The sequence below is a fragment of the Streptomyces sp. CA-251247 genome (assembly GCF_050952975.1).
In the GTDB taxonomy this organism is placed as follows: Bacteria; Actinomycetota; Actinomycetes; order Streptomycetales; family Streptomycetaceae; genus Streptomyces; species Streptomyces achmelvichensis.
Genome location: NZ_CP191861.1, coordinates 7,302,687 through 7,326,248, shown reverse-complemented (window position 1 = coordinate 7,326,248; position 23,562 = coordinate 7,302,687). Strand labels below are relative to the sequence as shown.

At 70.3% G+C, this 23,562-nt stretch carries 21 protein-coding genes; 13 read left to right on the top strand and 8 right to left on the bottom strand.

Annotated features, from left to right (window positions below):
• Nucleotides 1–73 precede the first annotated feature (73 nt).
• Nucleotides 74–802, top strand: coding sequence for a DUF2470 domain-containing protein (locus ACQPWZ_RS32670; protein ID WP_433573190.1), 729 nt, complete (start codon nucleotides 74–76; stop codon nucleotides 800–802).
• 24 nt (nucleotides 803–826) lie between these two features.
• Here ACQPWZ_RS32670 and ACQPWZ_RS32665 read toward each other — a convergent pair whose 3' ends face one another.
• Both ACQPWZ_RS32665 and ACQPWZ_RS32660 read right to left on the bottom strand, forming a co-directional pair.
• On the bottom strand, nucleotides 827–1,798 hold the full coding sequence (locus ACQPWZ_RS32665) for a TIGR03557 family F420-dependent LLM class oxidoreductase (RefSeq protein ID WP_433573189.1): 972 nt from the start codon (nucleotides 1,796–1,798) through the stop codon (nucleotides 827–829).
• 124 nt (nucleotides 1,799–1,922) lie between these two features.
• Nucleotides 1,923–2,855, bottom strand: coding sequence for a lytic polysaccharide monooxygenase (locus tag ACQPWZ_RS32660; protein WP_433573188.1), 933 nt, complete (start codon nucleotides 2,853–2,855; stop codon nucleotides 1,923–1,925).
• Nucleotides 2,856–3,047: 192 nt separating this feature from the next.
• On the opposite strand from ACQPWZ_RS32660, the gene ACQPWZ_RS32655 reads away from it, so the two are divergent.
• Both ACQPWZ_RS32655 and ACQPWZ_RS32650 read left to right on the top strand, forming a co-directional pair.
• Complete coding sequence (locus ACQPWZ_RS32655; protein ID WP_383240022.1) at nucleotides 3,048–3,494, top strand: SRPBCC family protein; 447 nt, start codon at nucleotides 3,048–3,050, stop codon at nucleotides 3,492–3,494.
• Nucleotides 3,495–3,619: 125 nt separating this feature from the next.
• On the top strand, nucleotides 3,620–4,579 hold the full coding sequence (locus ACQPWZ_RS32650) for an endonuclease/exonuclease/phosphatase family protein (RefSeq protein WP_340477010.1): 960 nt from the start codon (nucleotides 3,620–3,622) through the stop codon (nucleotides 4,577–4,579).
• A 73-nt stretch (nucleotides 4,580–4,652) separates the two neighbouring features.
• Here ACQPWZ_RS32650 and ACQPWZ_RS32645 read toward each other — a convergent pair whose 3' ends face one another.
• A complete protein-coding gene (locus ACQPWZ_RS32645; RefSeq protein ID WP_433573187.1) occupies nucleotides 4,653–5,879 on the bottom strand; it encodes an MFS transporter in 1,227 nt (408 codons plus the stop codon).
• A gap of 200 nt (nucleotides 5,880–6,079) precedes the next feature.
• The gene (locus ACQPWZ_RS32640; RefSeq protein WP_340477008.1) at nucleotides 6,080–6,520 is read right to left on the bottom strand and encodes an SPW repeat protein; all 441 of its coding nucleotides are present in this window, start codon (nucleotides 6,518–6,520) and stop codon (nucleotides 6,080–6,082) included.
• A 171-nt stretch (nucleotides 6,521–6,691) separates the two neighbouring features.
• Here ACQPWZ_RS32640 and ACQPWZ_RS32635 point away from each other — a divergent pair, with 171 nt between their 5' ends.
• The 6 genes from ACQPWZ_RS32635 (at nucleotide 6,692) to ACQPWZ_RS32610 (ending at nucleotide 13,377) form a co-directional block, all read left to right on the top strand.
• The gene (locus ACQPWZ_RS32635) at nucleotides 6,692–7,684 is read left to right on the top strand and encodes an aldo/keto reductase (RefSeq protein WP_433573186.1); all 993 of its coding nucleotides are present in this window, start codon (nucleotides 6,692–6,694) and stop codon (nucleotides 7,682–7,684) included.
• A 179-nt stretch (nucleotides 7,685–7,863) separates the two neighbouring features.
• Entirely contained in the window at nucleotides 7,864–8,610 is a 747-nt protein-coding gene (locus ACQPWZ_RS32630) for a hypothetical protein (RefSeq protein ID WP_433573185.1), read from the top strand.
• Nucleotides 8,610–9,323 carry a two-component system response regulator CseB gene (gene cseB, locus ACQPWZ_RS32625; protein ID WP_340477005.1) on the top strand — a complete coding sequence of 238 codons (714 nt, stop codon included), beginning with the start codon at nucleotides 8,610–8,612 and terminating at the stop codon, nucleotides 9,321–9,323. Before ACQPWZ_RS32630 ends, cseB begins: the two co-directional genes overlap by 1 nt.
• A 2-nt stretch (nucleotides 9,324–9,325) precedes the next feature.
• Nucleotides 9,326–10,570, top strand: a complete 1,245-nt coding sequence (locus tag ACQPWZ_RS32620; RefSeq protein WP_433573184.1) for a sensor histidine kinase — start codon at nucleotides 9,326–9,328, stop codon at nucleotides 10,568–10,570.
• A gap of 69 nt (nucleotides 10,571–10,639) precedes the next feature.
• Nucleotides 10,640–12,547 (top strand): transglycosylase domain-containing protein, encoded by a 1,908-nt coding sequence (locus ACQPWZ_RS32615; protein WP_433573183.1) that lies wholly within the window; start codon nucleotides 10,640–10,642, stop codon nucleotides 12,545–12,547.
• Nucleotides 12,548–12,735: 188 nt separating this feature from the next.
• Nucleotides 12,736–13,377, top strand: coding sequence for a hypothetical protein (locus ACQPWZ_RS32610; RefSeq protein WP_356700200.1), 642 nt, complete (start codon nucleotides 12,736–12,738; stop codon nucleotides 13,375–13,377).
• Nucleotides 13,378–13,430: 53 nt separating this feature from the next.
• On the opposite strand, the gene ACQPWZ_RS32605 is transcribed toward ACQPWZ_RS32610, so the two are convergent.
• The 3 genes from ACQPWZ_RS32605 to ACQPWZ_RS32595 form a co-directional block, all read right to left on the bottom strand.
• The gene (locus tag ACQPWZ_RS32605; protein ID WP_433573182.1) at nucleotides 13,431–13,778 is read right to left on the bottom strand and encodes a MarR family winged helix-turn-helix transcriptional regulator; all 348 of its coding nucleotides are present in this window, start codon (nucleotides 13,776–13,778) and stop codon (nucleotides 13,431–13,433) included.
• A 362-nt stretch (nucleotides 13,779–14,140) separates the two neighbouring features.
• Nucleotides 14,141–14,575, bottom strand: coding sequence for a GlcG/HbpS family heme-binding protein (locus tag ACQPWZ_RS32600; RefSeq protein ID WP_433573181.1), 435 nt, complete (start codon nucleotides 14,573–14,575; stop codon nucleotides 14,141–14,143).
• A 145-nt stretch (nucleotides 14,576–14,720) separates the two neighbouring features.
• Entirely contained in the window at nucleotides 14,721–15,932 is a 1,212-nt protein-coding gene (locus ACQPWZ_RS32595) for an MFS transporter (RefSeq protein WP_340476998.1), read from the bottom strand.
• A gap of 335 nt (nucleotides 15,933–16,267) precedes the next feature.
• Here ACQPWZ_RS32595 and ACQPWZ_RS32590 point away from each other — a divergent pair, with 335 nt between their 5' ends.
• The 4 genes from ACQPWZ_RS32590 to ACQPWZ_RS32575 all read left to right on the top strand — a co-directional run bounded on the left by ACQPWZ_RS32590 (nucleotide 16,268) and on the right by ACQPWZ_RS32575 (nucleotide 22,546).
• Nucleotides 16,268–17,548 carry a lectin gene (locus tag ACQPWZ_RS32590; RefSeq protein WP_433573180.1) on the top strand — a complete coding sequence of 427 codons (1,281 nt, stop codon included), beginning with the start codon at nucleotides 16,268–16,270 and terminating at the stop codon, nucleotides 17,546–17,548.
• Nucleotides 17,545–18,930 carry an RICIN domain-containing protein gene (locus tag ACQPWZ_RS32585; RefSeq protein WP_433573179.1) on the top strand — a complete coding sequence of 462 codons (1,386 nt, stop codon included), beginning with the start codon at nucleotides 17,545–17,547 and terminating at the stop codon, nucleotides 18,928–18,930. The genes ACQPWZ_RS32590 and ACQPWZ_RS32585 overlap by 4 nt, the downstream gene beginning before the upstream one ends.
• A 155-nt stretch (nucleotides 18,931–19,085) precedes the next feature.
• Nucleotides 19,086–21,281 (top strand): RICIN domain-containing protein, encoded by a 2,196-nt coding sequence (locus tag ACQPWZ_RS32580; RefSeq protein WP_433573902.1) that lies wholly within the window; start codon nucleotides 19,086–19,088, stop codon nucleotides 21,279–21,281.
• 35 nt (nucleotides 21,282–21,316) lie between these two features.
• Complete coding sequence (locus ACQPWZ_RS32575) at nucleotides 21,317–22,546, top strand: ThuA domain-containing protein (RefSeq protein WP_405576046.1); 1,230 nt, start codon at nucleotides 21,317–21,319, stop codon at nucleotides 22,544–22,546.
• 57 nt (nucleotides 22,547–22,603) lie between these two features.
• On the opposite strand, the gene ACQPWZ_RS32570 is transcribed toward ACQPWZ_RS32575, so the two are convergent.
• Nucleotides 22,604–23,494, bottom strand: a complete 891-nt coding sequence (locus tag ACQPWZ_RS32570; protein ID WP_433573178.1) for a LysR family transcriptional regulator — start codon at nucleotides 23,492–23,494, stop codon at nucleotides 22,604–22,606.
• Nucleotides 23,495–23,562 lie beyond the last annotated feature (68 nt).

Here is a 23,562-nt window from a genome sequence, read left to right as displayed (position 1 = left end):
CGCGAGCTTGGCACGGACACGGAGAGGTGGTTAGGTTAGGCATACCTAAGTACCCTCGACAGCGGAGATCTGGATGCGCCTGTTCACCACCCCCGTCGCGCAGCCGACCAGCGCGGAACGAATCCGGTCGATCCTGATGGCAGCCGACTCGATGACCATCGTCACGGACGAGGGGCGTACCGAGGTCTCCCGGCTGCACGGGCCCGGCGCCACCGAGCACATCCACCTCCACCCCCCGACGGACACCGGCGATGCCGGCGGCGCGGACGGCACCACGGACGGACACACGCGCGCCACGCTGGAGTTCACCGACATCGCACCCACCCCCGTGCGCGACCGGGTCCGCGCCCGTGTCCTCCTGACGGGACGGCTGCTGACGGCCTCGCGGCACGCGGCGCCGGCGGGCAGCCGGTGCATGGAGCTGGCACACGCCGTCCTCGACACGGGAGAGGAACGGATCACCGTCGGCCTCGAAGAGCTGATGGAGGCCGACACCGATCCTCTGGCCACCTGCGAGGCCGGCATGCTGACGCACCTCGTGGACGACCACAGCGACATCGTCGGACTGCTGCTGCGTCTGGTGAAGCCGCGCCTGGTGCTGGGCGTGCAGCGGGCCCTGCCCGTCGCCATCGACCGGTACGGCATCACGCTGCGTCTGGAGTACGCACGATCCCACCAGGACGCCCGCCTGCCGTTCCCCGCGCCCATCAAGGACATCGACCAGGCGGGCGTACGCATCCACGCGCTGCTCAACGCGGCACGGCACCGCTCACCGCGGAGCCGGCTGCTGAGCGACTCGTAGACCCCTGACCCATCACGTCCGCTCTCAGACTCCGCTCGGCTTCAACTGCCGCATGCGGCTGTCGAGTTCCCGCCGGTAGAAGTCGATGAACCCGTCCGGGTCCGGGCCGGAGTTCATCATGACCAGCCGGTCGAAGCCGGCGTCGACGTACGGCTGCGCCACCGCGACATGGCGTTCCGGGTCGGAGCCACAGGCGAAGTGTTCGAGGATGTCCTCTTCGCGCACCGTGCCGGTCGCCGCGTCGAAGTTGACCGGGTTGGGCAGCTCGCTCATCACCTTCCAGCCCGTCAACGCCCAGCGAGTGGTCTCCAACGCGGCGCGGGCCGCGGTGTGTTCGTCGGGGGCCCAGGCGAGAGGGACCTCCGCGTATCCCGGTCCCTCTCCACCGGCGGCGCGGTACTGCCGGACGATCTCCGGGTCGGGCTCGGTGGCGAACAGGGCGTCACCCAGGTCCGCCGCGATCGCCGTTGATGCCTTTCCGCTCACAGCCACCGCGATCGGCGGCAGTTCGTCGGGCAGGTCGAAGACACGGGCGTCCTCCAGGCGCAGGTGCTTGCCCTCGTACGACCGGTAGCCGCCGCGCCAGAGCAGCCGGATGATCTCCAGTGCCTCGCGCAGCAGCTCGTGGCGTTCGGCGACGGCCGGGTAGCCGCGGCCGACGACGTGCTCGTTGAGCCGCTCCCCCGAACCGACGCCGAGAGTGAAGCGGCCGTCCGACAGCAGCGCGAGCGTCGCCGCCGCCTGCGCGATGATCGCGGGGTGGTAGCGGATGGTCGGACAGGTCACGCCGGTGGCGAGCTCGATGCGCTCGGTCCTGGCGGCGATCGTGCCGAGGACGGTCCAGGCGAACGGGGAATGCCCCTGGTTGTCCAGCCAGGGGTGGAAGTGGTCACTGATCTCGACGAAGTCGAAGCCCGCCTGTTCCGCCAGAACCGCCTGCCGTACCAGTTCGGCCGGGCCGAACGCCTCGGCCGCCAGCTTGTACCCGATCTTCATGAGCTCCTCGCCCCGTCGCGCTGTCCGGTCCGCGCAGAGGTACCCCGCCGCGGAGGTCCCTAACGGGCCGGAGCCGCTGAACGGGGGAAGCGCATGTCACCGTTCCCCGGGCGGCGCCGGACCGCTACCGGCGCCTGCGCAGCAGCACGGAGGTGCTCACGGCGATCAACGCGAGCACGGCCGCCACGGCGCCGATGAGCACGGTGGAGTGGTCCTTCGCGGTGTCCGCCACGGCCTGCGGGCGCCCCGCTCCCCCGACGACGGGCTGTTCCGGTACGGGCGGTGGCGTGGACGCCTGCGACGGCGGGGCCTGCCCCGCCGCCGATGCCTCGTCCGCCGGCGGCTCGGGGGTGGGCGGCTGCGTCCGAGGAGGCGGGGCCGCCTCTTCGGGCGCGGGCTGCGCGGGCGGGGTGTTCTCCTCGCCCCGCAGCACCACGTCGGAACAGGAGTAGTAGGTGTCCGGCGTATCGGTGTTCCGCCAGATCGTGTACAGCACATGACGCCCGGTCAGCCCGGCGGGAAGCTTTCCGCGGATGCGGTACGCACCGTCCCTGAGCGCGGGGTCCGTCACCCTCGCGAACGGCTCGCTCTGCAGATCGGACCAGCGCAGCGGAGCGCCCGGGTCGTAGCCCTGCTTGGTGAGATAGAGGCTGAACGTGCCCCGGTGCGGGATCGTCGACCGGTAGGTCATCGTGAGGCCGGCCCCCGCCTTCAGCGGTGTGGTGGGCCAGTCCACACGTGTCGCGTCCAGTCCCCGGTAGTCACGCAGTCCCGCGCTGCACAGCTGCCCGTCCGGGATGACCTGACGGTCCCTGCCGCGCACGTCCGCCACTCGGAGGTTGTCCCATGCGCCGAAGGCCGCGCTGCCATTGGCCGCGACGGCCGTGCGGCAGGCCGCCGATCCCTGCCGGGTCCCCTCGGGACCGCACGCGGCGATCCTGCTGAGCGGGTCGGTCGGCGCCCCGTGGGCGTGCGCCGACCCCGCGGCGAGCGTCGTGAGCACGAGCGGCACGACGCCGACGAGCGCGGCGACGGTTGCGGTGCGATGCGCGGTCATTCTCGGCAGACCTCCTTGGCGGCCCGGCGGCCTGCCGTGTATTACGCGCGCGCCCACCGCGGTGTTCACCCCGATGGCGGAGCGGTCCCTCCCGTCACAGCGACGGCCCGCGCCCGTACTGGGACACTGCTCATGGGCCTGGAGAGCTGCCCTGAACCCCGCAACTCGTCACGAGCAGTCAGTGGAGGAATCATGGCCGGTCAGTTCGAGGCAACGGTCGAGGTCAACCGTCCCATCGAGGAGGTGTTCGCCTTCCTCGGCGACGGTACGAACGACCCCAAGTTCAGCCCGAGAGTGCAGAAGATCGACAAGACGCCGCCGGGACCGACGACGGTCGGGACCGTTTTCACGAGCACCGTCAAGGACGCCGGACTCACCACCAAGCGGGAGTTCCGCATCACCGAGTTCACGGCTCCCACCACCATCCGCTGGGCCGAGACGTCGAAGAACCTCGTGACCGCGAAGGAAGGCGGCTACGACCTCGAGTCCACCGGTCCGGGGACCACCAAGGTGCGCATCTTCAACCTCCTGGAGGGCCACGGCGTCGGCAAGGCCCTCGCCGGCCTCGCCGTGAGCGCGGCCCGCAAGGACGCGGATGCCTTCGGCCAGCGGATCAAGACCGCCGCCGAAGCGTCCTGAGGGACGCTCCCCGACCCGGCCCCTGCGCCCCGAGCGGAGCCGAGCGGTCCGCGCCCGCGCACTGGCCGCTCCCGCCCAGCACTGTCACGATGGCAGTCCGGGCAGTCACAGGACGGGAGCCGGCCATGCTCCTCGGGACATGGAACCTCGAGAACCTCTACCGGCCCGGAGGGCCCTACGGGCCGCGTGACGGGGTCGTCTACGAAGCGAAGCTCGCCGCGCTCGCCGCCACCGTCGAAGCGCTCGGACCGACGGTCCTCGGCATCCAGGAGGTCGGCGACCCCGAGGCGCTGCAGGACTTGGCGGGTCTGCTGCCCGGCACCTGGCACACGGCACTGTCGGAGCATCCCGACGGCCGGGGGATCCGGGTCGGATTCCTCAGCAGGCGTCCGCTCGATGTCGTCTCCGACACCCAGACGTTCCCGCAGCGCCTGCGTGCCGTGCAGAGCGACGACAGCGCCGACCCGACCGCCAGGATGGGCCGCGGGGCGCTCGCCGTACGCGTCGAGCCGGACGACGGACCGCAGATGTGGGTGGCCGTCTGCCATCTCAAATCCAAGCTGCTCACCTTTCCCGGCAACCGGTTCCAGCCGCACGACGAGGGCGAGCGTGCGCGGTATGCGGCCTACGCGCTGTTCCGCCGCGGCGCCGAGGCGGTGACCCTGCGGTCCGTGGCCGACGAGCTGCTGGAGGAACAGGGCAAGGAGCGGGCCGTGGTCGTCCTCGGTGACCTCAACGACGAGCCGTCCGCCGCCACGACGCAGATCCTGCACGGCCCGCCGGGCTCCGAGATCGGCACTCCCGGCTTCCTGCGCGAGGACAAGGGCGATGCGATGCGTCTGTGGAACGTGGCGCAGTGGATACCCGAGGACCGGCGCTACTCCCGTGTTCACGCGGGCCGGCCCGAGCTGATCGACCACATCCTGATCAGCCATCAGCTCCTCGACCGGGTCGCCGCGGCGGGCACCGGCATCGTCGGCGCCGCCGAACCACCGCCACTGCCGTCGGTCGACGAGGTACCCACCGAGCGCCGCGATGCCACGGGCTCCGACCATGCGCCGGTCTGGATACGGCTCGGCGACTGACGGTGGACGACTGACGCGAGGCCACTGGCCCACTCTCCTTGGGCGGCGTCCCCTGCGCGACCGGCACGGTCCGTCACACGGCGTACGCCACCGCCGTCCGGGCCTTCCCGGCCCAGCGCACCGCGGGTCCCATGGCCAGTCCGGCCGCGAGGAACAACGCGCCCAGGATCAGCCACCCGATGACACCCAGGCCGACAACCAGCGTGGTCAGCAGAACCGGCCCCAGCATCCGCGCCACGGGCACACCCGCGCCGAAGAAGCCCTGGTACTGGCCGTACCGCCCGGCGGGGGCGAGGTCGAAGCCGATCTGCCACGCGCCGGCGGACTGCATCATCTCGCCCCACACCTGCAGCGCGGCCCCGGCGAGCAGCACGGCGACGGCGACCTGGGCCGGCACTCCCGCGGCGGCCGAGAGGGCGAAGACCGCGCAGGAGGCGAGCATCACCACGCCACCGCGCCGAACCGTCCGCGTGGCACTGGGCAGATCGCGTACGGCGGCAGCCGTGCGGACCTGGAAGAGCATCACCGCACCGGTGTTGAGCACCAGCAGTGCGGAGACGGTCCAGCCGGGGGCCGATGTCCGCTCCACGATCCACAGCGGGATGGCGAGGCTGATCAGCGGCATACGCAGCAGCATGATCATGTTGAGGAAGGTCACCACGGCGTAGGGCAGATCACGGAACACCGCCTGCTGCGCGGCGAGTCGGTGCGGCATGCGGTCGACTCGGACATCGGGCAGCCTCAGCAGGACCAGGGCACACAGCGCGAAGGCGGCCGCGTCGAGGACGAAGACCGACAGATACGCCTCGCGGCTGCCGAAGTGGAGGGCGACACCGCCGAGCGCGGCGCCGACGGCGAGCCCGGCGTTGAGCGTCGACTGGAGGTAGGCGAGTGTTCCGGTCCGCTCCTCCTTCGTCACCAGGGAGGCGAGCAGCGCCTGACGGGCAGCGGCCAGTCCGCACTGGGCCGTTGCGTAGCAGCAGGCGGCCAGCAGGAAGAGGGGGAAGGAGCGTACGAAGAGGAACGAGGCGACGGAGGCCGAGGTGGCGAGCGCCAGGACGACTGCCGTCGGCCGGGGCCCTCTGCGGTCGGCGATCCGGCCGAGTGCGACACCCGCGAGCGAGCCGACGCCCCAGGCCACGGTGAGGCCCAGGCCGATCCGGGCCGGTGACAGGCCGACGACCCGGGCGAAGTACAGGGCGGAGCACACGTAGTAGGCGCCGTCACCCAGCGAGTTCACCAGCTGGGCGAGGGCGAGCGTCCGCGGGGATCCGCTCGGCGGCACGATTCGCAGGGGCATGCGGCTCCTCGGGAGGGCGCGACCGTCCTTCCGGCCGCTCTGCCCTTCACCCTAGGAAGCCGAATGGCCCAGAACACTGGCCACTTGGGCTCGTATCGACTGGGCCACTTACTGCCGAGCCGTTGACGGGCGAAGCCGGTCGACCCGCCACGGGGCGGGCCGACCGGCGCTCTGCGCACATCCCGTCGAGGAAAGCACCGTCACATGGACGTGCGACTGCTCCTCATCGCGACGACCGTGCAGACCAGCCCCAGCAGGAAGGTGAGCCCACCGAGGATGATGTTGGTCCAGATCACTCCCGCGTCCGGGCCGCTGCCCACGATCCAGGGTGCGATGATCATCCACACGCCCATGGCGCACATCGCCCCGCTCAGGCCGTACATCCTCTCCGGCATGACGGTGAACCCGATCGCGAGCACCGCTATCGCGATGCCCATGATCAGGTTGTGCATCGCGAGTGCCGGCTGGTTGCCCGCGAAGTGGACCACCCATGGGGACACCGCGCAGGCGAGGCCGACCAGGAACACCGGGCCGTCCACCAGGGCCACATCGCGCCCTCCGAGCATGCGCGCGTAGCGGTCCTGCATTTCGCTGATGTCGGGATGACCCGCGAGGTCTCCCCTGTGTGAGACGTCGGCCATGCGACTCGCCTCCTTCTTCTCGCTGCAAGTCGGACCGCGCTGCGCGGCAGAGCCGCGCTCCTCCAGTTTGCGCTTATCTGTTCCTTATGTGTAGCGATCCGGAGCAGTAGCTTCCGATATTCGGTGGACGCCCGCCCCCGGGACGCCCGATGGCGAAACCGGCTGAATAGGATGCCGCTCATGGAACAGCGCGTCTTGGGCAGGACCGGTCGGAACGTCTCCGTCGTGGGGCTGGGCACGTGGCAGCTCGGCGCGGACTGGGGTGACGTCCGCGAGGAGGACGCCCTCGCCGTGCTCGACGCCGCGGTGGACGACGGCGTCACCTTCTTCGACACGGCCGATGTGTACGGCGACGGCCGCAGCGAGCAGCTGATCGGCCGCTATCTGCGGGACCGGCCGGACGCCGGCATCGTCGTCGCCACCAAGATGGGTCGCCGCGTCGACCAGCTCCCCGAGAACTACGTCCTCGACAACTTCCGCGCCTGGAACGACCGTTCCCGCCGGAACCTGGGTGTGGACACCCTCGATCTGGTGCAGCTGCACTGCCCGCCGTCCTCCGTGTACTCCTCCGACGCCGTCTTCGACGCACTCGACACCCTCGTGGCCGAGAAGCGGATCGCGGCCTACGGGGTCAGCGTCGAGACCTGCGCCGAGGCCCTCACCGCCATCGCACGCCCGGGCACGGCGAGTGTCCAGATCATCCTGAACCCCTTCCGGCTCAAGCCTCTGGAAGAGGTCCTGCCCGCCGCCGCGGAGGCGGGTGTCGGCATCATCGCGCGGGTGCCGCTCGCGTCCGGTCTGCTGTCGGGCAAGTACACCAAGGACACGGTCTTCACGGCCGACGACCACCGCACCTACAACCGGCACGGTGAGGCCTTCGACCAGGGCGAGACCTTCTCGGGCGTCGACTACGGCACGGGCGTCGAGGCCGCGGCGGAGTTCGCCGCGCTCGCTCCCGAAGGAGCGACACCGGCCGGCACCGCCCTGCGGTGGATCATCCAGCAGCCCGGTGTCACGAGCGTCATCCCGGGCGCCCGGTCCGCCGAGCAGGCGCGCGCCAATGCCGCGGCGGCGGCCCTGGACCCGCTGCCGCAGGTCACGCTGGACGCGGTGCGCGACCTCTACGACCGCCGGATCCGCGCACAGGTCCACCACCGCTGGTAGCTCGGCCCTCGGCCGCACGACTGTCGGCAGCTCCGCTGCATGGCCATCGACCTCTCCCGGACGCAGGACCGCCGGCAGCTCCCGGTCCACGGACCACCCCGCACGACCGCCGGCAGCCTGCGGCCCCGTCCGCACCTACCGGAGGGGCCCGGAACTCCCGCCGGTAGGGTGATGGACCTATGCGCCACTCCCCCCGCAGCACCGGCCCCCACCGCTTCCGGCGGCCGGTGCTGGCCGCTCTCGCCGTCTGCGCGACGGCCGCGGGAATCGCCGGGTGCGCAGCCGACACCGGCGCCCGCGACGACGGTGCCGCCCCCCAGGTGTCGCCGCCCATCTCCGCCTCACCGCTGTGGCCCCAGTACTCGGGGCCCACCCCCGACGAGGGTGAGACCGCCGCCCCCTACCGGCGCTATGTGAACGTCAAGGGCATCGAGGTGCCCGCGGGTGACCTCCGGCGGGTTTCCGTCCTCCGTCTGCTGGAGCAGGACCCCAACGTCCCGCAGCTCGTGCGTACCGCTCTGCAGAGCTGTCCCGGCGGCAGCTGCGGCCTGCGTACACCCGCGTACCGGGACCTCACCGACGACGGCAGGGACGAGCTGGTGGTGGCCCTCGACGATCCGGTCGGCGGCCTGACGCTGGTCCAGGTCTACCGCGCCTTCGGCACGTCCGTCCGGCCGATCCTCATCAGCTGGAACACCATCGGCGCCACGGGCGTGACCCTCGGCAACGACCTGATCCTCTCCTCGACCGGCAAGGACGGCCGCTTCACCACCCGCTACCGCTGGAACGGCACCGAACTCGTCTCGACCGCCCCACAGGACGCGCTCGGCGATGACGAGCCCTCCGTGACAGCGGTGCCCCCGGCCGATGCGACACCGCTCCCCGAGAACCCCGCGACACCGATCCCCCCGACCAGGACGCCATGATGAGCAGCCCCCACATATCCCCCGGCACGGCCCACGAGGCACATCTGCTGCTCGTCGAGGACGACGAGGTCATTCGCAGCACCGTCCGCATGCTGCTGGAGCGGTACGGCTTCACCGTCTCCACGGCCGCCGACGGCCTGACCGGTCTGGAGATCTTCCGGGAGCGGAACCCGGATCTGCTGCTCCTCGACGTGATGCTGCCGCACCTCGACGGCATCGGACTCTGCCGCCGTATCCGGGAGTTCAGCCTCGCTCCGATCCTGATGATGTCCGCGCGCGGCGACTCCCTCGACGTCGTCTCCGGACTGGAGGCCGGCGCCGACGACTATGTCGTCAAACCGTGCGAGAGCGCGGTGCTCGTGGCTCGTATCCGCTCCCTGCTGCGTCGCGCGTCCTTCACTCCGGTCCCGGACACGACTCCGGAGACCGCGGTTCTCGTCTTCGGCGAACTGACCATCGACACCCGCGGCATGGACGTGCTCCGCGACGGGGAACCGGTCGCCCTCACCCCCACCGAGCTGCGCATGCTGCTCGAATTCGCCGCCTCCCCAGGGGTGGTGCTCGAACGCCGGACCCTGCTCAGCCGGGTGTGGGACCACGCCTGGCACGGCGACACCCGGGTCGTCGACCTCCATGTGCAGCGGCTGCGGACGAAGATCGGATCCGACCGGATCGAGACGGTCCGCGGCTTCGGCTACAAGTTCCGGCGCTGACCATGCCGTTGAGATGGCGTATCGCCGCCCTGGTCGCCGCCGCGATCTGCTCGGTCGCCGCAGCGGTCGGTGTCCTCGTCCATCACGCCTCGCGCGACCGCGAACTCACCCAGGCGCGCGATGCCGCCCGCACCACGCTCGACCGGGCCGCGGTGACCTACGCCCGTACGGGCACGGTCGAGGGCACGGGCGCCGTGCTCGACGCTCCCGGGCTTCCCGCCGGGCTGCGCGGGATCGCGGACCGCGGCCATCAGGGGACGGAGTTCTCCACCCGGCCCACCGGTCCGGCCATGTGGGCCGCCCGTCCCGCGGGCGAGCAAGTCCTGTCCGTACGGATCGACATGACGACGACGCTGCGGGACATCAGCGCGCTGGACACGACGATCGCCTGGGCCGGTGCGCTGACGACCGCGGCCGTGCTGCCGCTCGGCGTGATCATCGCCGGGGGCATGAGCCGGCGGTTGAGGTCGGCCGCCGGCACGGCCCGGCGCATCGCGGCCGGGGACCTCGACGCCCGTATCGAGGCGCCGCCCCGGCCTCGGGACGAGATCGCCGAGATCTCCGCCGCCGTCGACACCATGGCCGCCGCACTCCAGCAACGGCTGCGCAGCGAGCAGCGGTTCACGGCGGACGTCGCACATGAACTGCGCACCCCCCTGATGGGGCTCGTCACGGCGGCGGAACTGCTCCCCGACGGTGAAGCGGCTTCCTTCGTGCGCGACCGGGTGCGTGTCCTCGCCGCCCTGGTCGAGGATCTGCTGGAGATCTCCCGGCTCGACGCCGGGGCGGAGGAGGCCGATCTGTCGCCCTGCCGTCTCAGCTCTCTCGTCGAGGACATCACGACGCTTCACGGGCTGCCGGCGGAGCCGGTCGAGCTCGTCGTCGAGGGCGATGCGCCCACGGCCGAGGTGTGGACCGATCCGCGCCGGCTGGAGCGCATCCTGACCAATCTGATCGTCAACGGGCACCGGCACGGCCGCCGTCCGGTCACGGTCACCGTCGCCGCGGACGGGCGGACCGTGACGGTACGGGACCGGGGACGCGGCTATCCCGACACCCTGCTCGACGACGGTCCGCAGCGGTTCCGCACGGGCGCCCGCGAGCGCGGTACCGGCCACGGCCTGGGGCTGACCATCGCCATCGGCCAGGCCCATGTGATCGGGGCGCAACTGGAGTTCGCCAATGCCGCCGACGGTGGTGCGGTGGCGACCTTGCGGCTCCCTGCGAAGGAGCCGATACACGGCTGATACATCTCCGAGTCAGAGCCGATGGCTCGCTTTGGGTTTCCGAAGATCTTCGGCGCTGAGGATGGCGCCATGCGAACCACTGGGAGTCCTGACCGGACAGCGGAGTTGCAGAGCGCGGGCGAGGTCGACCGGGCAGGTTCGCTCAGAGCGGTCGGGGAGGTCTCCGGCCGGCACTCACGGCGGCGCGGCCGGGCCCTCACCCGGCGGTGCCGGCACAGGTCCCCGCGGCAGCAGGCCCAGAAGCGGCGCGGGCTGCGCCGACTCCTCAGCTGGCGGAAGGTGCTCGCCGCCCTCATCACCGTATGCGCCCTGGTGACCGGCACGTTCGCCGTCCTGTACGTCGCGATCGACATTCCGCGGGCCAATGATCTGGCCAAGGCGCAGAGCAACGTGTACCTCTTCAGCGACGGCAGTCGGCTCGCCCGTACCGGCGAGATCAACCGGGAGACGGTTCCGGTCGACCGGGTGCCCAAGAACGTCCGGCTCGCCTTCGTCGCCGCCGAGAACAAGGACTTCTACACGGACTCCGGTGTCTCCTTCTCGGGCACGGCACGCGGCATCCTCAACACCGTCACCGGCCGTGGCACACAGGGCGGTTCGACGATCACGCAGCAGTACGTGAAGAACTACTACCTGAGCCAGGAGCAGACCGTGACCCGCAAGGTCAAGGAACTGATCATCTCGCTCAAGGTCGACCAGCGGAACTCCAAGTCCGACATCCTCGCCGGGTATCTGAACAGCAGTTACTACGGGCGCCAGGCGTACGGCATCCAGGCGGCCGCCCGGGCCTACTACCACCGGGAGGTCGAGCAGCTGACGGTGGAACAGGGTGCCTATCTGGCCGCCCTGTTGCAGGCCCCGAGTCAGTACGACTGGGCGATCGCGGGCCCTGAGGGCAAGCGCCTCGTCACCCAGCGCTGGAACTACGTGCTCGACAACATGGTCGGCCAGGGCTGGCTGGACAAGACCGCGCGCGGGCGGATGAAGTTCCCCGTGCCCGTGGGTCCTTCCCCCACGGCGGGTCTCTCCGGGCAGACCGGGTATCTCGTGGAAGCGGCCCGGCGCGAGCTGATGGCGTCCGGGGTGAGCGAGCAGGAGCTGGCCGGTGGCGGCTGGCGGATCACGCTCACCGTCGACCCCCGCAAACAGAAGGCTCTGGAGAAAACGGTCGCCGCGGCGGGCGGCACGCCCGGAGGCCCTGTGCTGGACAAGAACATCCAGGCGGGAGCGGTGTCGATGGACCCGAGGAACGGCCACGTCGTCGCCCTCTACGGCGGCCGCGACTACATGCGGCAGTACATCAGCAACGCCACACGCGCCGACTACCAGGTCGGCCCCCTGTTCGAGCCCGTCGTCGTGGCGGCGTCGATGGAGGCCAAGGCCGATGAGCGCTCTCCGGCCGACGACGACGCGGTCATGGACACCGCGAACGCCCTCGGCATGGACCTGAAGCCGAGGGATGTCGCATCGCCGCAGGCCCTGTCCCTCGGTCTGATGGGGGCGAGTCCCCTGGAGATCGCGGGTGTCTACGCCGGCTTCCGGCACGACGGGAAGAAGGTCACCCCGTCGATCGTGAAGTCGGCCCAGCGGGACGGCGAGGTCACACCGCTGCGTAACCCGGTCGGTGGCAGCGCCATCAGCTCACTGGCGGCCGAAACGGTCACCGATGTCCTCAGCCGGGTATCGAGCCGGCGTGATGCCGTGCCGTCGATGTGGACCGAGGACGGCCGGCAGGACGTCACACAGAAGTCCGGCCGCAGTGACGACGGGAAGGCGGAGTGGTTCGTCGGCTCGACCGAGGAACTGCTCACGACGATCGGGCTGTTCGGTGAGAACGTCACCACCCACAAGCAGATACCGCTGCCGAACGCGGGAGAGGGATACCCGGCGAGGATGTGGATGACCTACACACAGACGGCACTCGGCGGCGGCGAGGCGTACTTCCCGGGGGCGGTGCCCGAGCCGACGTTCGGCTGAGGGGCGGGACAGCGGACTCACACGGATGCAGCAGGGCAACTCGAGGTCGGTCGAGCAGAAGACTGCTGGTCAGAGCGTCCCGGCGGGCGGAGATCCGCCCGATCGGCGGTACGCGTCGCAGTTGCGCAGGGTCGACCTCCTTTACACGGTGAGTGAGAGTCAGTCCCATCTCTGGAAGGAACCCCTGCATGCGTCTCACATCGGTGACCCGCGTCATGGCGCCGCCCGCCCTGTGCGCCGCCCTCGTCTTCACGGCGGTCGGCCCCGCGGCCGCAGTTACCTCCGTACCCGATACCGTCCCCGCCGCGGCCGCGGCCCAGTCCGCCATCCCGGGCGCCACCGAGCTGAGCCGGCAGGTCGAGGTCATGCGTCACACGCACGGCGTTCCGCCGGCGATGACCGACTTCCTCACCGACGTACTGGCGACCGACGCCGGGCGCATGCCGCTCGCGACGGCCATCAGGCACAAGGCCAACCTCCAGGTGGCCATGGCCACTCTGGAGACGAACCGCGCCCTGGAGACGAACCGCGCCCTGGGGATGAACGGTACGGACCGGGCCGTCCGCGCGGATGCGATCGGCGACGCCCTGGCCGATCTGCAGAAGACGCTCGACGAGCTGCTGGGCGCCGTCACGTCCGGTCTCACGAACGTGGTCGGCTCGCTGCTGGGTGTCGCGACCGGTCTGCTCGACACGGTGCTCGGCACGGTGACCGGCCTGCTGTCGGGTGTCAGCCTTCCGGCTGCGGCACAGGCGGAGACCGCCGCACTCCCGGCGACGCCCGCGCTGCCTGCCACCGCGGTCGCCCCCGAGGTCCCGGCCCTGCCGTGACCGCGCGATGGCGGGCCCGGTGACGGGCCCGCCATACGCCCGATGTCCGGCGGTCAGCGGGGCGGCTTCGCCCGGCGGATCCGCAAGGGGGCGTCAGCGCCCAGATGCGTGAGGACGTCGGCCGGCAGGAGGCGGGCGGCTTCGACCCGTTCGGCACCGAGCGCGGCGATCACCTCGCCCTCGATCGCCGCCCGGTGCCGGCGCGCCGCAGTGACCACTCCCCTGCCCCGGTCGGTGAGATCGACCAGCCGGGCTCGCGCATCGCCCGGATCGGGCCGTCGTACGAGGTAGCCGCGCCGCTCCAGATCGGTGACGGACTTCGACGCCGCCTGCTGCGTGACCCCGAGCCGCTCGGCGAGTACGCCGATGGCAAGAGGCCGTTCGATCAGATGCTGGAACACCACGCCATCGGCGAATCGGCTGTCGTCGAAGCCGTCGGCCGCCGGCCGCCGTTGCAGCTCGTCGGCCAGGCCCCAGCCCGCGAAGAGCGAGAGCAGCGAACGGTTCCGGGACGCAGCGCCGCCGCTCGGCTTCGACTTCTGGAGCAGCTTCCCCGACGGGCCCGCGGGCGTGACGACGTCACTGCTGAAGCTCGACCCCTACCGCCTGCGCGTCAGCGGAATGGACGCACTCCTCGGCAAGAGGCCGCATCTGAACTGGTCGCGGTCCGCCGCCGCTCGAGAAGCGGCCGCGGGCCGCCCCGGTGGTGACCGGTGCGGCCCGCGGGCCGGTGGTGCGACGTCCGTACCGTGCGCGACGGCGGCTACGCGCGGGCGAGCGCGTCGACGGCCGCGCTCGCGAAACCGTGGTCCTGCTCCGGCGCTCCCCCGCCGACACCGATCGCGCCGATCAGACGGCCGTCGCGCTGGACGGGGACGCCGCCGGCGATGAACAGCAGCGGCTTGTCGAGAGCGGTCGGCAGGGTGTGGAAGAGACCGCCGGGCTGCACGGCGTCGACGAGGTCCGCTGTCGGGGCGTTCAACTGGAGGGCGGTGTACGCCTTGCGGGTGCTGGTCTCACCGGCGATGAGGACGGCCCGGTCGTCGCGACGGAAGGCCAGCAGATGGCCGCCCGCGTCCACAACGGTGACCGCGACGGTGACGCCGGCGGACTCGGCCGCGCTGCGGGCGGCCTCGACGAGGGTCTCCGCATCCTGCGTGGTCAGCGGCGCGACGGCGGTGGTGGTGCTGGTGGTCATGGGGTGGCTCCTTGCCGTGGTGGGTGGATGCTGCGGTGGTGGGGACGGTGGATGAGGGACCTCCCGCCGGTCGGCGGCGGCCGACGGGGATTCACGGGCGAGCGCCGGCGATCAGTTGCGATCGGCGGGGGATCAGCCGTGAGGCTCAGGGGCGTCCGGCGGGGACGGCGACCGCCTCGGGGGCGGAGGCCGCGACGACCTGGCCGGTGCCGGGCGAACGGCGCTCGAGGATCTGGGCCAGGACCGCGAGGGCGAGCGCGGAGGCGGCGAGGGCGGCGCCGACCCAGTTCGGGGCGGTGTAGCCGAAGCCTGCCGCGATCACCATGCCGCCGAGCCAGGCGGCGAGGGCGTTGCCCAGATTGAACGCACCGATGTTGACGGCCGAGGCCAGCGTGGGCGCACCCGCGGCCTGGTCGAGCACCCTCTTCTGCAGCGGCGGCACGGTGGCGAAGCCGAGCGCGCCGATGAGGACGATGGTGATCGCCGCGGTGACGGTGTTGTGGGCGGTGAGGGTGAACAGGGCGAGCACGAGAGAGAGTGCGCCGAGCGAGACGTAGAGCAGGGGCATGAGCGCGCGGTCCGCGAACTTTCCGCCGATGAGGTTGCCGCCGACCATGCCGAGTCCGAACAGGACCAGCAGCCAGGTGACGGAGGAGTCGGCGAAGCCGGTGACCTCGGTCATCATCGGTGTGATGTAGGTGATGGCGGCGAAGACGCCTCCGAAACCGAGCACGGTCATTGCCATGGCGAGCAGGACCTGGACGTTGCGGAACGCGGCGATCTCGTGGCGCAGCCGTACGCCTTCGGGCCTGGGCTGTTCCGGCACCAGCTTGGCGACGCCGAGCAGTCCGAGGACGCCGAGGCCGGCGACGATCAGGAAGGTGGCTCGCCAGCCGGCGCTCTGGCCGACGAAGGTGCCGAGCGGGACGCCGACGACGTTGGCGACGGTGAGACCGGTGAACATCATCGCGATGGCGCCGGCCTTCTTCTGCGGGGCCACCAGGTCGGCGGCGACGACGGAGCCGATGCCGAAGAAGGCTCCGTGCGCGAGCGAGGCGACGACGCGGCCGGCGAGCATCACGCCGAAGACGGGCGCCACGGCGGAGAGCACGTTGCCGACGATGAACAGGCCCATCAGCACCATGAGCATCCGCTTGCGGGAGACCTTCGTGCCGAGCACGGTCATCAGCGGGGCGCCGATCACGACACCGAGGGCGTAGCCGGTGACGAGGAACCCGGCCGTCGGGATCGAGACCCCGAAGTCCGCGGCGACCTCGGGCAGCAGGCCCATGATCACGAACTCGGTGGTGCCGATTCCGAAGGCCCCGATGGCGAGGGCGAGCAGCGCGAGTGGCATGGGGAGAACCTCCGGACGATTGCTTCTGCGCCTTACGAGCGTCCACAATAATTGCAACCGCCATTACTTGCAAGCGCGCCATATCGGCGCCAGCACGGACCGTCCCGCCCTCTGTCCATGGGCCGGACTTCCGTTCATGCATGCGGTCCAGACCAAGCCCTTGACAGGGTCTTTGTTCACTTCTTAAATCACGTAGTGAACTAAGCACCCCCCAGCTCCACTTGCTACCCCCCACCCCGGTCGGCGCAGCAACCACTCGGTTCCGCATGCGCTCATGTCTGTCATATGCATGCCATAGCAGACACTCCCCCGTCATGCTCCCGGAAGGGAGAGTCATGGACTCCCCGCGCTTATCCCGGCGACTGGTGCTGTCCGTCGCCTCGCTCCTCACCTTCGCGTCGCTGTCCACCGGACTCGCGCAGGGGGCGAGCGCGCCCGCAGCGAAGCCGCCCGCCCCTCCCGCCGCCGCAGCCGCAGCGGCCGCCGTCACCTTCTCCGACGAGTTCGACGGGCCCGCGGGCTCGGCCGTGGACGGCGGAAAGTGGCAGATCGAGACGGGCGACAACGTCAACAACCACGAACGGCAGTACTACACCGCGGGCAACCGCAACGCCGCTCTCGACGGACAGGGCCACCTGGCCATCACCGCCCGCCGCGAGAACCCCGGTAACTACCAGTGCTGGTACGGGCGTTGTGAGTACACCTCGGCCCGGCTGAACACCGCAGGCAAGTTCACCACGACGTACGGCCGCGTCGAGGCGAGGATGAAGATCCCGCGCGGGCAGGGCATGTGGCCCGCCTTCTGGATGCTGGGCAACGACATCGGCCAGGTCGGCTGGCCGAACTCCGGCGAGATCGACGTCATGGAGAACGTGGGCTTCGAGCCGTCCACGGTCCACGGCACCCTGCACGGCCCGGGCTACTCCGGATCGGGCGGCATCGGCGCCGGATACACCCTGCCGGGCGGCCAGGCGTTCGCCGACGCCTTCCACACCTTCTCCGTCGACTGGAGCCCGAACGCGATCACGTGGTCCGTCGACGGCAACGTCTACCAGCGGCGCACGCCCGCCGACCTCGGCGGACGGCAGTGGGTCTTCAACAAGCCCTTCTTCCTCATCCTCAACCTCGCGGTCGGCGGCTACTGGCCCGGAGACCCCAACGGCAGCACGGTCTTCCCCCAGCAGCTCCTCGTCGACTACGTCCGGGTCAGCACCGACAACGGCACGCCCGGTGGCGGCGGTCCGATCACCGGCGCGGGCGGCAAGTGCGTGGACGTGCCCAGCGCGAACAACGCCAACGGCACCCCCGTCCAGCTCTACGACTGCAACGGCAGTGACGCGCAGCGCTGGACCGTGGGCGCCGACGGCACCATCCGCGCACTCGGCAAGTGCCTGGACGTGGCGTCCGGAGGCACCGCCGACGGCACACCCGTCCAACTGTGGGACTGCAACGGCAGTGCGGCCCAGCAATGGGCCGTCCCCGCGGCCCAGGACATCGTCAACCCCCAGGCCAACAAGTGCCTCGACGCCGCCGGCGGCAGTTCGGCCAACGGCACCCGCCTGCAGATATGGACCTGTACCGGCACGGCCAACCAGAAGTGGGCGGTGACCCGATGACCACCGGACTTCTCCGCAGGCCCGCGATGCGCGGGGTACTGGGCACGGCCGCGGCCGCCGCCCTGGTCACCGGCCTGACCGGCAGCCCCGCGAGCGGCGCCCCCGCCGCGACGGGTCAGATCACCGGTATCGGCGGCAAGTGCGTCGACGTCGCCGGCGCGAGCAGCACCAACGGCGCCGCCGTACAGCTCTACGACTGCAACGGCACGACCGCCCAGCAGTGGAACGTCGGCACGGACGGCACCGTTCGCGCGCTCGGCAAATGCCTCGACATCACCTCCGCGGGCACGGCCAACGGCACCCGGATCCAGCTGTGGGACTGCAACGGCAGCGCGGCCCAGCAGTGGTCGGTCGGCGCGGCCGGTGACATCGTCAACCCCCAGGCCGACAAGTGCCTCGACGCCACCGGCAACAGCTCGGCCAACGGCACCCGCCTGCAGATATGGACCTGCACGGGCGCCGCCAACCAGAAGTGGACCGCACCCGGTGGCGGGGAGAACCCGGCACCGACCGGGCCCATGGCCGTGGCGCCGTACCTCTACAACGGCTGGGGCAGCCCGCCGAGCCCGACCACCGTGATGAACGCCACCGGCGTCAAGTGGTTCACGCTGGCCTTCGTGCTCAGCAACGGCTACTGCAACCCGCAGTGGGACGGCGGCAGGCCGCTGACCGGTGGGGTGGACCAGCAGACGATCAACACCGTCCGCGGCGCCGGCGGAGATGTGATCCCGTCGTTCGGCGGGTGGAGCGGCAACAAGCTGGAGAGCTCCTGCGGCAGCGCGGGTGAGCTGGCAGCGGCGTACCAGAAGGTCATCAACGCGTACGGCCTCAAGGCGATCGACATCGACATCGAGGCGGCGGCGTACGACAGTCCGACCGTCCAGCAGCGCACGGTCGACGCGCTGAAGACCGTCAAGGCCAACAACCCCGGCATCAAGGTGTTCGTCACCTTCGGCACCGGCCAGAACGGCCCCGACGACAGTCTGATCCGCAAGGCCGCCGCCTCCGGTCTGACCGTGGACAGCTGGACGATCATGCCGTTCAACTTCGGCGGCGCAGGCCAGAACATGGGCCAGCTCACCGTCCGGGCCGCCGAGGGTCTGAAGAACACGGTCAAGAGTGCCTACGGCTACTCCGACGACCAGGCGTACCGGCACACCGGCATCTCCTCGATGAACGGCATCACCGACAACAACGAGACGGTGACCGTCGCCGACTTCCGCACCATCCTCGGCTACGCCCAGCAGCGGCATCTCGCACGGCTGACCTTCTGGTCGGTCAACCGCGACCGCCCCTGCACCGGCGGCGGGGCCGACACCTGCTCGGGCGTGTCCCAGCAGCCGTGGGACTTCACCCGCGTCTTCGCGCAGTACACCGGCTGACCTGCCCCTTCCCGGCTCAACGTCCCAGCTCAACGTCCCGGCTCACCTTCCCTGGCTCAACCCCCCACCCACGCCGTGCAGTCGGCACAGGAGAAACCGTGCTCCGATCCCTGCGAACGCCCAGAGCGGATCGCCGCAGTCCCATCCCGGCCCGTATCACGAGACCCTGGGTCGCGGCCTTCGTGGTCGCGGCTTCGGCCGCCTCGGTCCTCACCGCGGTCCAGCCCACCCAGGCCGCCACGCCCCGCGCCGCCAAGGCAGCCGCCGCACTGCCCGCCGGCTGGTCCACGGTGGTCAACGGCGGCAGCGGCAAGTGCCTGGACGCGCGCTCGGCCGCGACCGTCAACGGCACCGCGGTGCAGCAGTACGCCTGCAACAACAGCACCGCGCAGCAGTGGAGTTTCACTCCGACGAGCGACGGCTTCGTGCGGATCAACAACCGCAACGACGCCGCCCAGGTCGTGGATGTGAGCGACACCTCCTCCGCCGACAACGCGGCCGTGCACCTGTGGACGTACGGCGGCGGCAACAACCAGCAGTGGCAGGCCGTCGACGAGGGAGGCGGCGCCTACCACTTCGTCAACCGGCACAGCGGCAAATGTCTGGACGTCCCGTCCGCCTCGACGGCCGACAGCGTTCAACTCGTGCAGTACACCTGCAACGGCTCGGCCGCACAGCGCTTCCAGGTGGCACCCGTGAGCACCGCGCCCGGTGACGTCGATCTCGGTCCGAACGTGGTCGTCTTCGACCCGTCCATGCCGTCGTCGACGATTCAGAGCAGGCTGAACTCGATCTTCCAGCAGCAGGAGAAGAACCAGTTCGGCCCGCAGCGCTATGCGGTGATGTTCAAGCCGGGCACGTACAGCAACGACGTCAACGTCGGCTTCTACACGCAGGTCCTCGGTCTCGGCCAGTCACCGGACTCGGTGACCATCAACGGCGCGGTGCACGTCGAGGCGGACTGGTTCCCGCCGCAGAACGCCACCCAGAACTTCTGGCGCGGCGCCGAGAACCTGTCGGTGAACCCGACGGGTGGCACCGACCGGTGGGCGGTGTCCCAGGCGTCCGCGTACCGGCGCATGCACGTCCGGGGCAATCTGGCGCTGGACGACGGTGGCTGGGCCAGCGGCGGATTCATGGCCGACAGCAAGGTCGACGGCCAGGTGCGGTCCGGCACCCAGCAGCAGTGGCTGACCCGCAACTCCCAGCTCGGCAGCTGGAACGGGGCCAACTGGAACATGGTCTTCGTCGGCAGCCAGGGTGTGCCGGGCAACAGCTTCCCCAACCCGCCCTACACCACGGTGAACCAGACCCCCACGGTCCGGGAGAAGCCGTTCCTGTACGTGGACAGCGCGGGCGCCTACAAGGTGTTCGTACCGTCCCTGCGGTCCAACTCCTCGGCCACCACCTGGGCGGGAGGAAACGCCGGGGGCAGCTCGCTCGGCATGGACCAGTTCTTCGTCGTCAAGCCCGGCGCGACCGCCGCGCAGATCAACGCCGCACTGGCGGAGGGCAAGAACCTCCTGGTCACCCCCGGCGTCTACCGCCTGAACCAGACGCTGCGGGTGACCCGCCCCGACACCGTCGTCCTCGGTCTGGGCCTGGCCACGTTCATTCCGGACAACGGCATCACGGCGATGACGGTCGCCGACGTCGACGGGGTGAAGGTCGCGGGCGTCCTCTTCGACGCCGGTACGACCAACTCGCAGACACTGATGGAGGTCGGCCCGGCCGGCGCCGCGGCGAACCACTCCGCCAACCCCACCTCGCTGCACGATGTCTACTTCCGCGTCGGCGGGGCGGCCGTGGGCAAGGCGACGACGAGCCTCGTGGTCAACAGTGACAACGTCATCGGCGACCACATGTGGATCTGGCGCGGCGACCACGGCAGCGGCATCGGCTGGAACACCAACACCGCGGATACGGGACTCGTCGTCAACGGCGACAACGTGACCATGTACGGCCTGTTCGTCGAGCACTACCAGAAGCACCAGACCATCTGGAACGGCAACGGCGGCCGGACGTACTTCTACCAGAACGAGATGCCGTACGACCCGCCCAACCAGGCGGCCTGGATGAACGGTTCGACGCAGGGCTACGCGGCCTACAAGGTTGCCAACAACGTGACCAGTCACCAGGCCTACGGACTCGGCAGCTACTGCTTCTTCAACGTCAACAACAGTGTGACCGCGGAGCACGCCTTCGAGGTCCCCAACAACCCCAATGTGCGGTTCCAGAACATGGTGACCGTCTCACTCGGCGGCACCGGGACCATCCGGCATGTCATCAACGACAGGGGCGGTCCGTCCAACTCGTCCACCAACGTGGCCAACCTGGTGAGCTACCCGTGAGGCGGCTCGGAGCACGGCTTCTGATGCTGCTGGCGATGCTGGTCGGGGTCACGACGGTCCCCGCGCACGCGGGGCCCCAGGCTCCCGACTTCAAGGTGATCGCCTTCTACAACGGCACCTGGGACGCGGCACACATCAACTTCGTCAAGGAAGCCAACGAGTGGTTCCCGCGCACGGCCGCGCAGAACAACTTCAGCTACACGGCCACCACCAACTGGGAGCTGCTGGCGAACGGCGGGGTCAACGAGTACCAGGTGGTGCTGTTCCTGGACGACGCACCCCAGTCGGCGGCCCAGCGGGCCGGCTTCGAACGGTACATGCGTGCGGGCGGCGGCTGGATGGGCTTCCATGTCTCGGCGTTCACCACGAACGCGTCGGCGTGGCCCTGGTACTACAACCAGTTCCTCGGGAGTGGGAACTTCCGGTCGAACACCTGGGGTCCGACGACGTCGGTGCTGAGGACGGAGGACCGGACGCACCCTTCGACCACGGGACTGCCCGCGACGTTCACCTCGTCGGTGAGCGAGTGGTACAGCTGGTCGAACGATCTGCGCACCAACCAGAACATCAAGATCCTGGCGTCGGTGGACCCGTCGAGCTTCCCGCTGGGGACGGACCCCAACCAGAGCTGGTACAGCGGCTACTACCCGATCCTGTGGACCAACACCCAGTACAAGATGCTGTACGCGAACTTCGGGCACAACGCGATGAACTACGACACCAATCAGCCTTTGTCGTCGACGTTCGCGAGCGCCACACAGAACCGCTTCCTGATCGACGGGCTGAAGTGGCTCGGCGGCGCGGGTGGCGGCCCGGCGCCGAACGATCCGATCTCCGAGACGGCGTGGTACTCGCTGACCAACAACGCGAACGGCGCCTGCGCCGACGCGCGGTCGGCCGCCACGGCCAACGGGACCGCGATCCAGCAGTACACCTGCAACGGGACCGCGGCTCAGCAGTTCCAGTTCCGTACGACGGACAGCGGCTACACGAGGATCGGGATACGGGGCAATCCCCAGCAGGTGATCGACGTGACGGGTGTGTCGGCGGCGGACAACGCGCCGGTGCAGCTGTGGTCCTACAGCGGCGGCGGCAACCAGCAGTGGCTGCCGGTGCGGGAGGCGTCCGGGCGCTATCACTTCACCGCCCGGCACAGTGGCAAGTGCCTGAGCACGACGGGCAGTTCGGCGAACAGTGTGCAGTTGGTGCAGCGTGCCTGCGACAACTCGGCGGCACAGAGTTTCCAGCTGACCGCGCAGCCCTGACGCGCTGACAGCTCACCTCAGTGGGCCCGGGTCCCCCCTTCCGGCGGGTGCCCGGGCCTACTGCTGCGCCGCCTGCTTCAGGGCGTCGAGCAGGGCACGGAGGGCGGGCTGGGTCAGTGAGCTCTCCCGTACCGCCGCGTGGATCGCCCGTACCGGTTCGGGCCGACGGACCTTGCGGACGACGACACCGGGGTGACGGCTGCCGAGACCGATGCGCGGCATGAGGCCCACTCCGAGGCCGGCGGCGACAAAGCCCTGGGCGGTGGCATAGTCCTCGCTCTGCACCACGATGTCGGGGGTGAATCCCGCCGCTCCGCAGGCTCCGAGGACGACGTCGAGGCAGGGCCCAGGCCATTCGCTGCCGATCCACCGTTCCGCTGCGAGGTCGGCCAGGTCGATCACCCTCCGGGACGCGAGCGGGTGCCCCTTGGGCAGGACGGCACGGTAGGGGTCGTCGAGGAGATGGACGAGCCGCACGTCCTCGCGCGGCCGGTCCGGCAGCTGGACCACGACGGCGAGGTCCGCGCGGCCGTGCTTGACCTCGGGCAGCGGGTCCTCGGGGTCGATCAGTTTGAGGTCGATCTGCACGCCCGGATGCGTACGGCGCAGGTCGGCGAGCGCCGGCGCGACGATCGTGCCCCCGGCGGTGGCGAAGTACCGCACGGCCAGCCGCCCCGTGCGCCCCTCACGCAGATCGGTGAGCGCGGTCTCCGCCTCGGCGATGTTCCTGCTGATGACGCCGGCGTGCTCGGTGAGCAGCCGTCCGGCAGCGGTCGGCTGGACTCCACGGCCGACGCGTTCCAGCAATGCGGTACCGGCCTGCTTCTCCAGTGCCGCGACCTGCTGGCTGACGGCGGACGGCGTGTAGCCGAGGTTCGCGGCCGCGGCGGTGACCGAGCCGCTGGTGACGACCGCCCTGAGGACCTGCATCCTGCGCACATCGAGCATGTAGCAGAGGTTAACGCTGACCCCACAACTTTTCACTGGTGCTGCCAGGTCGAGTGCGGCACGGTGGT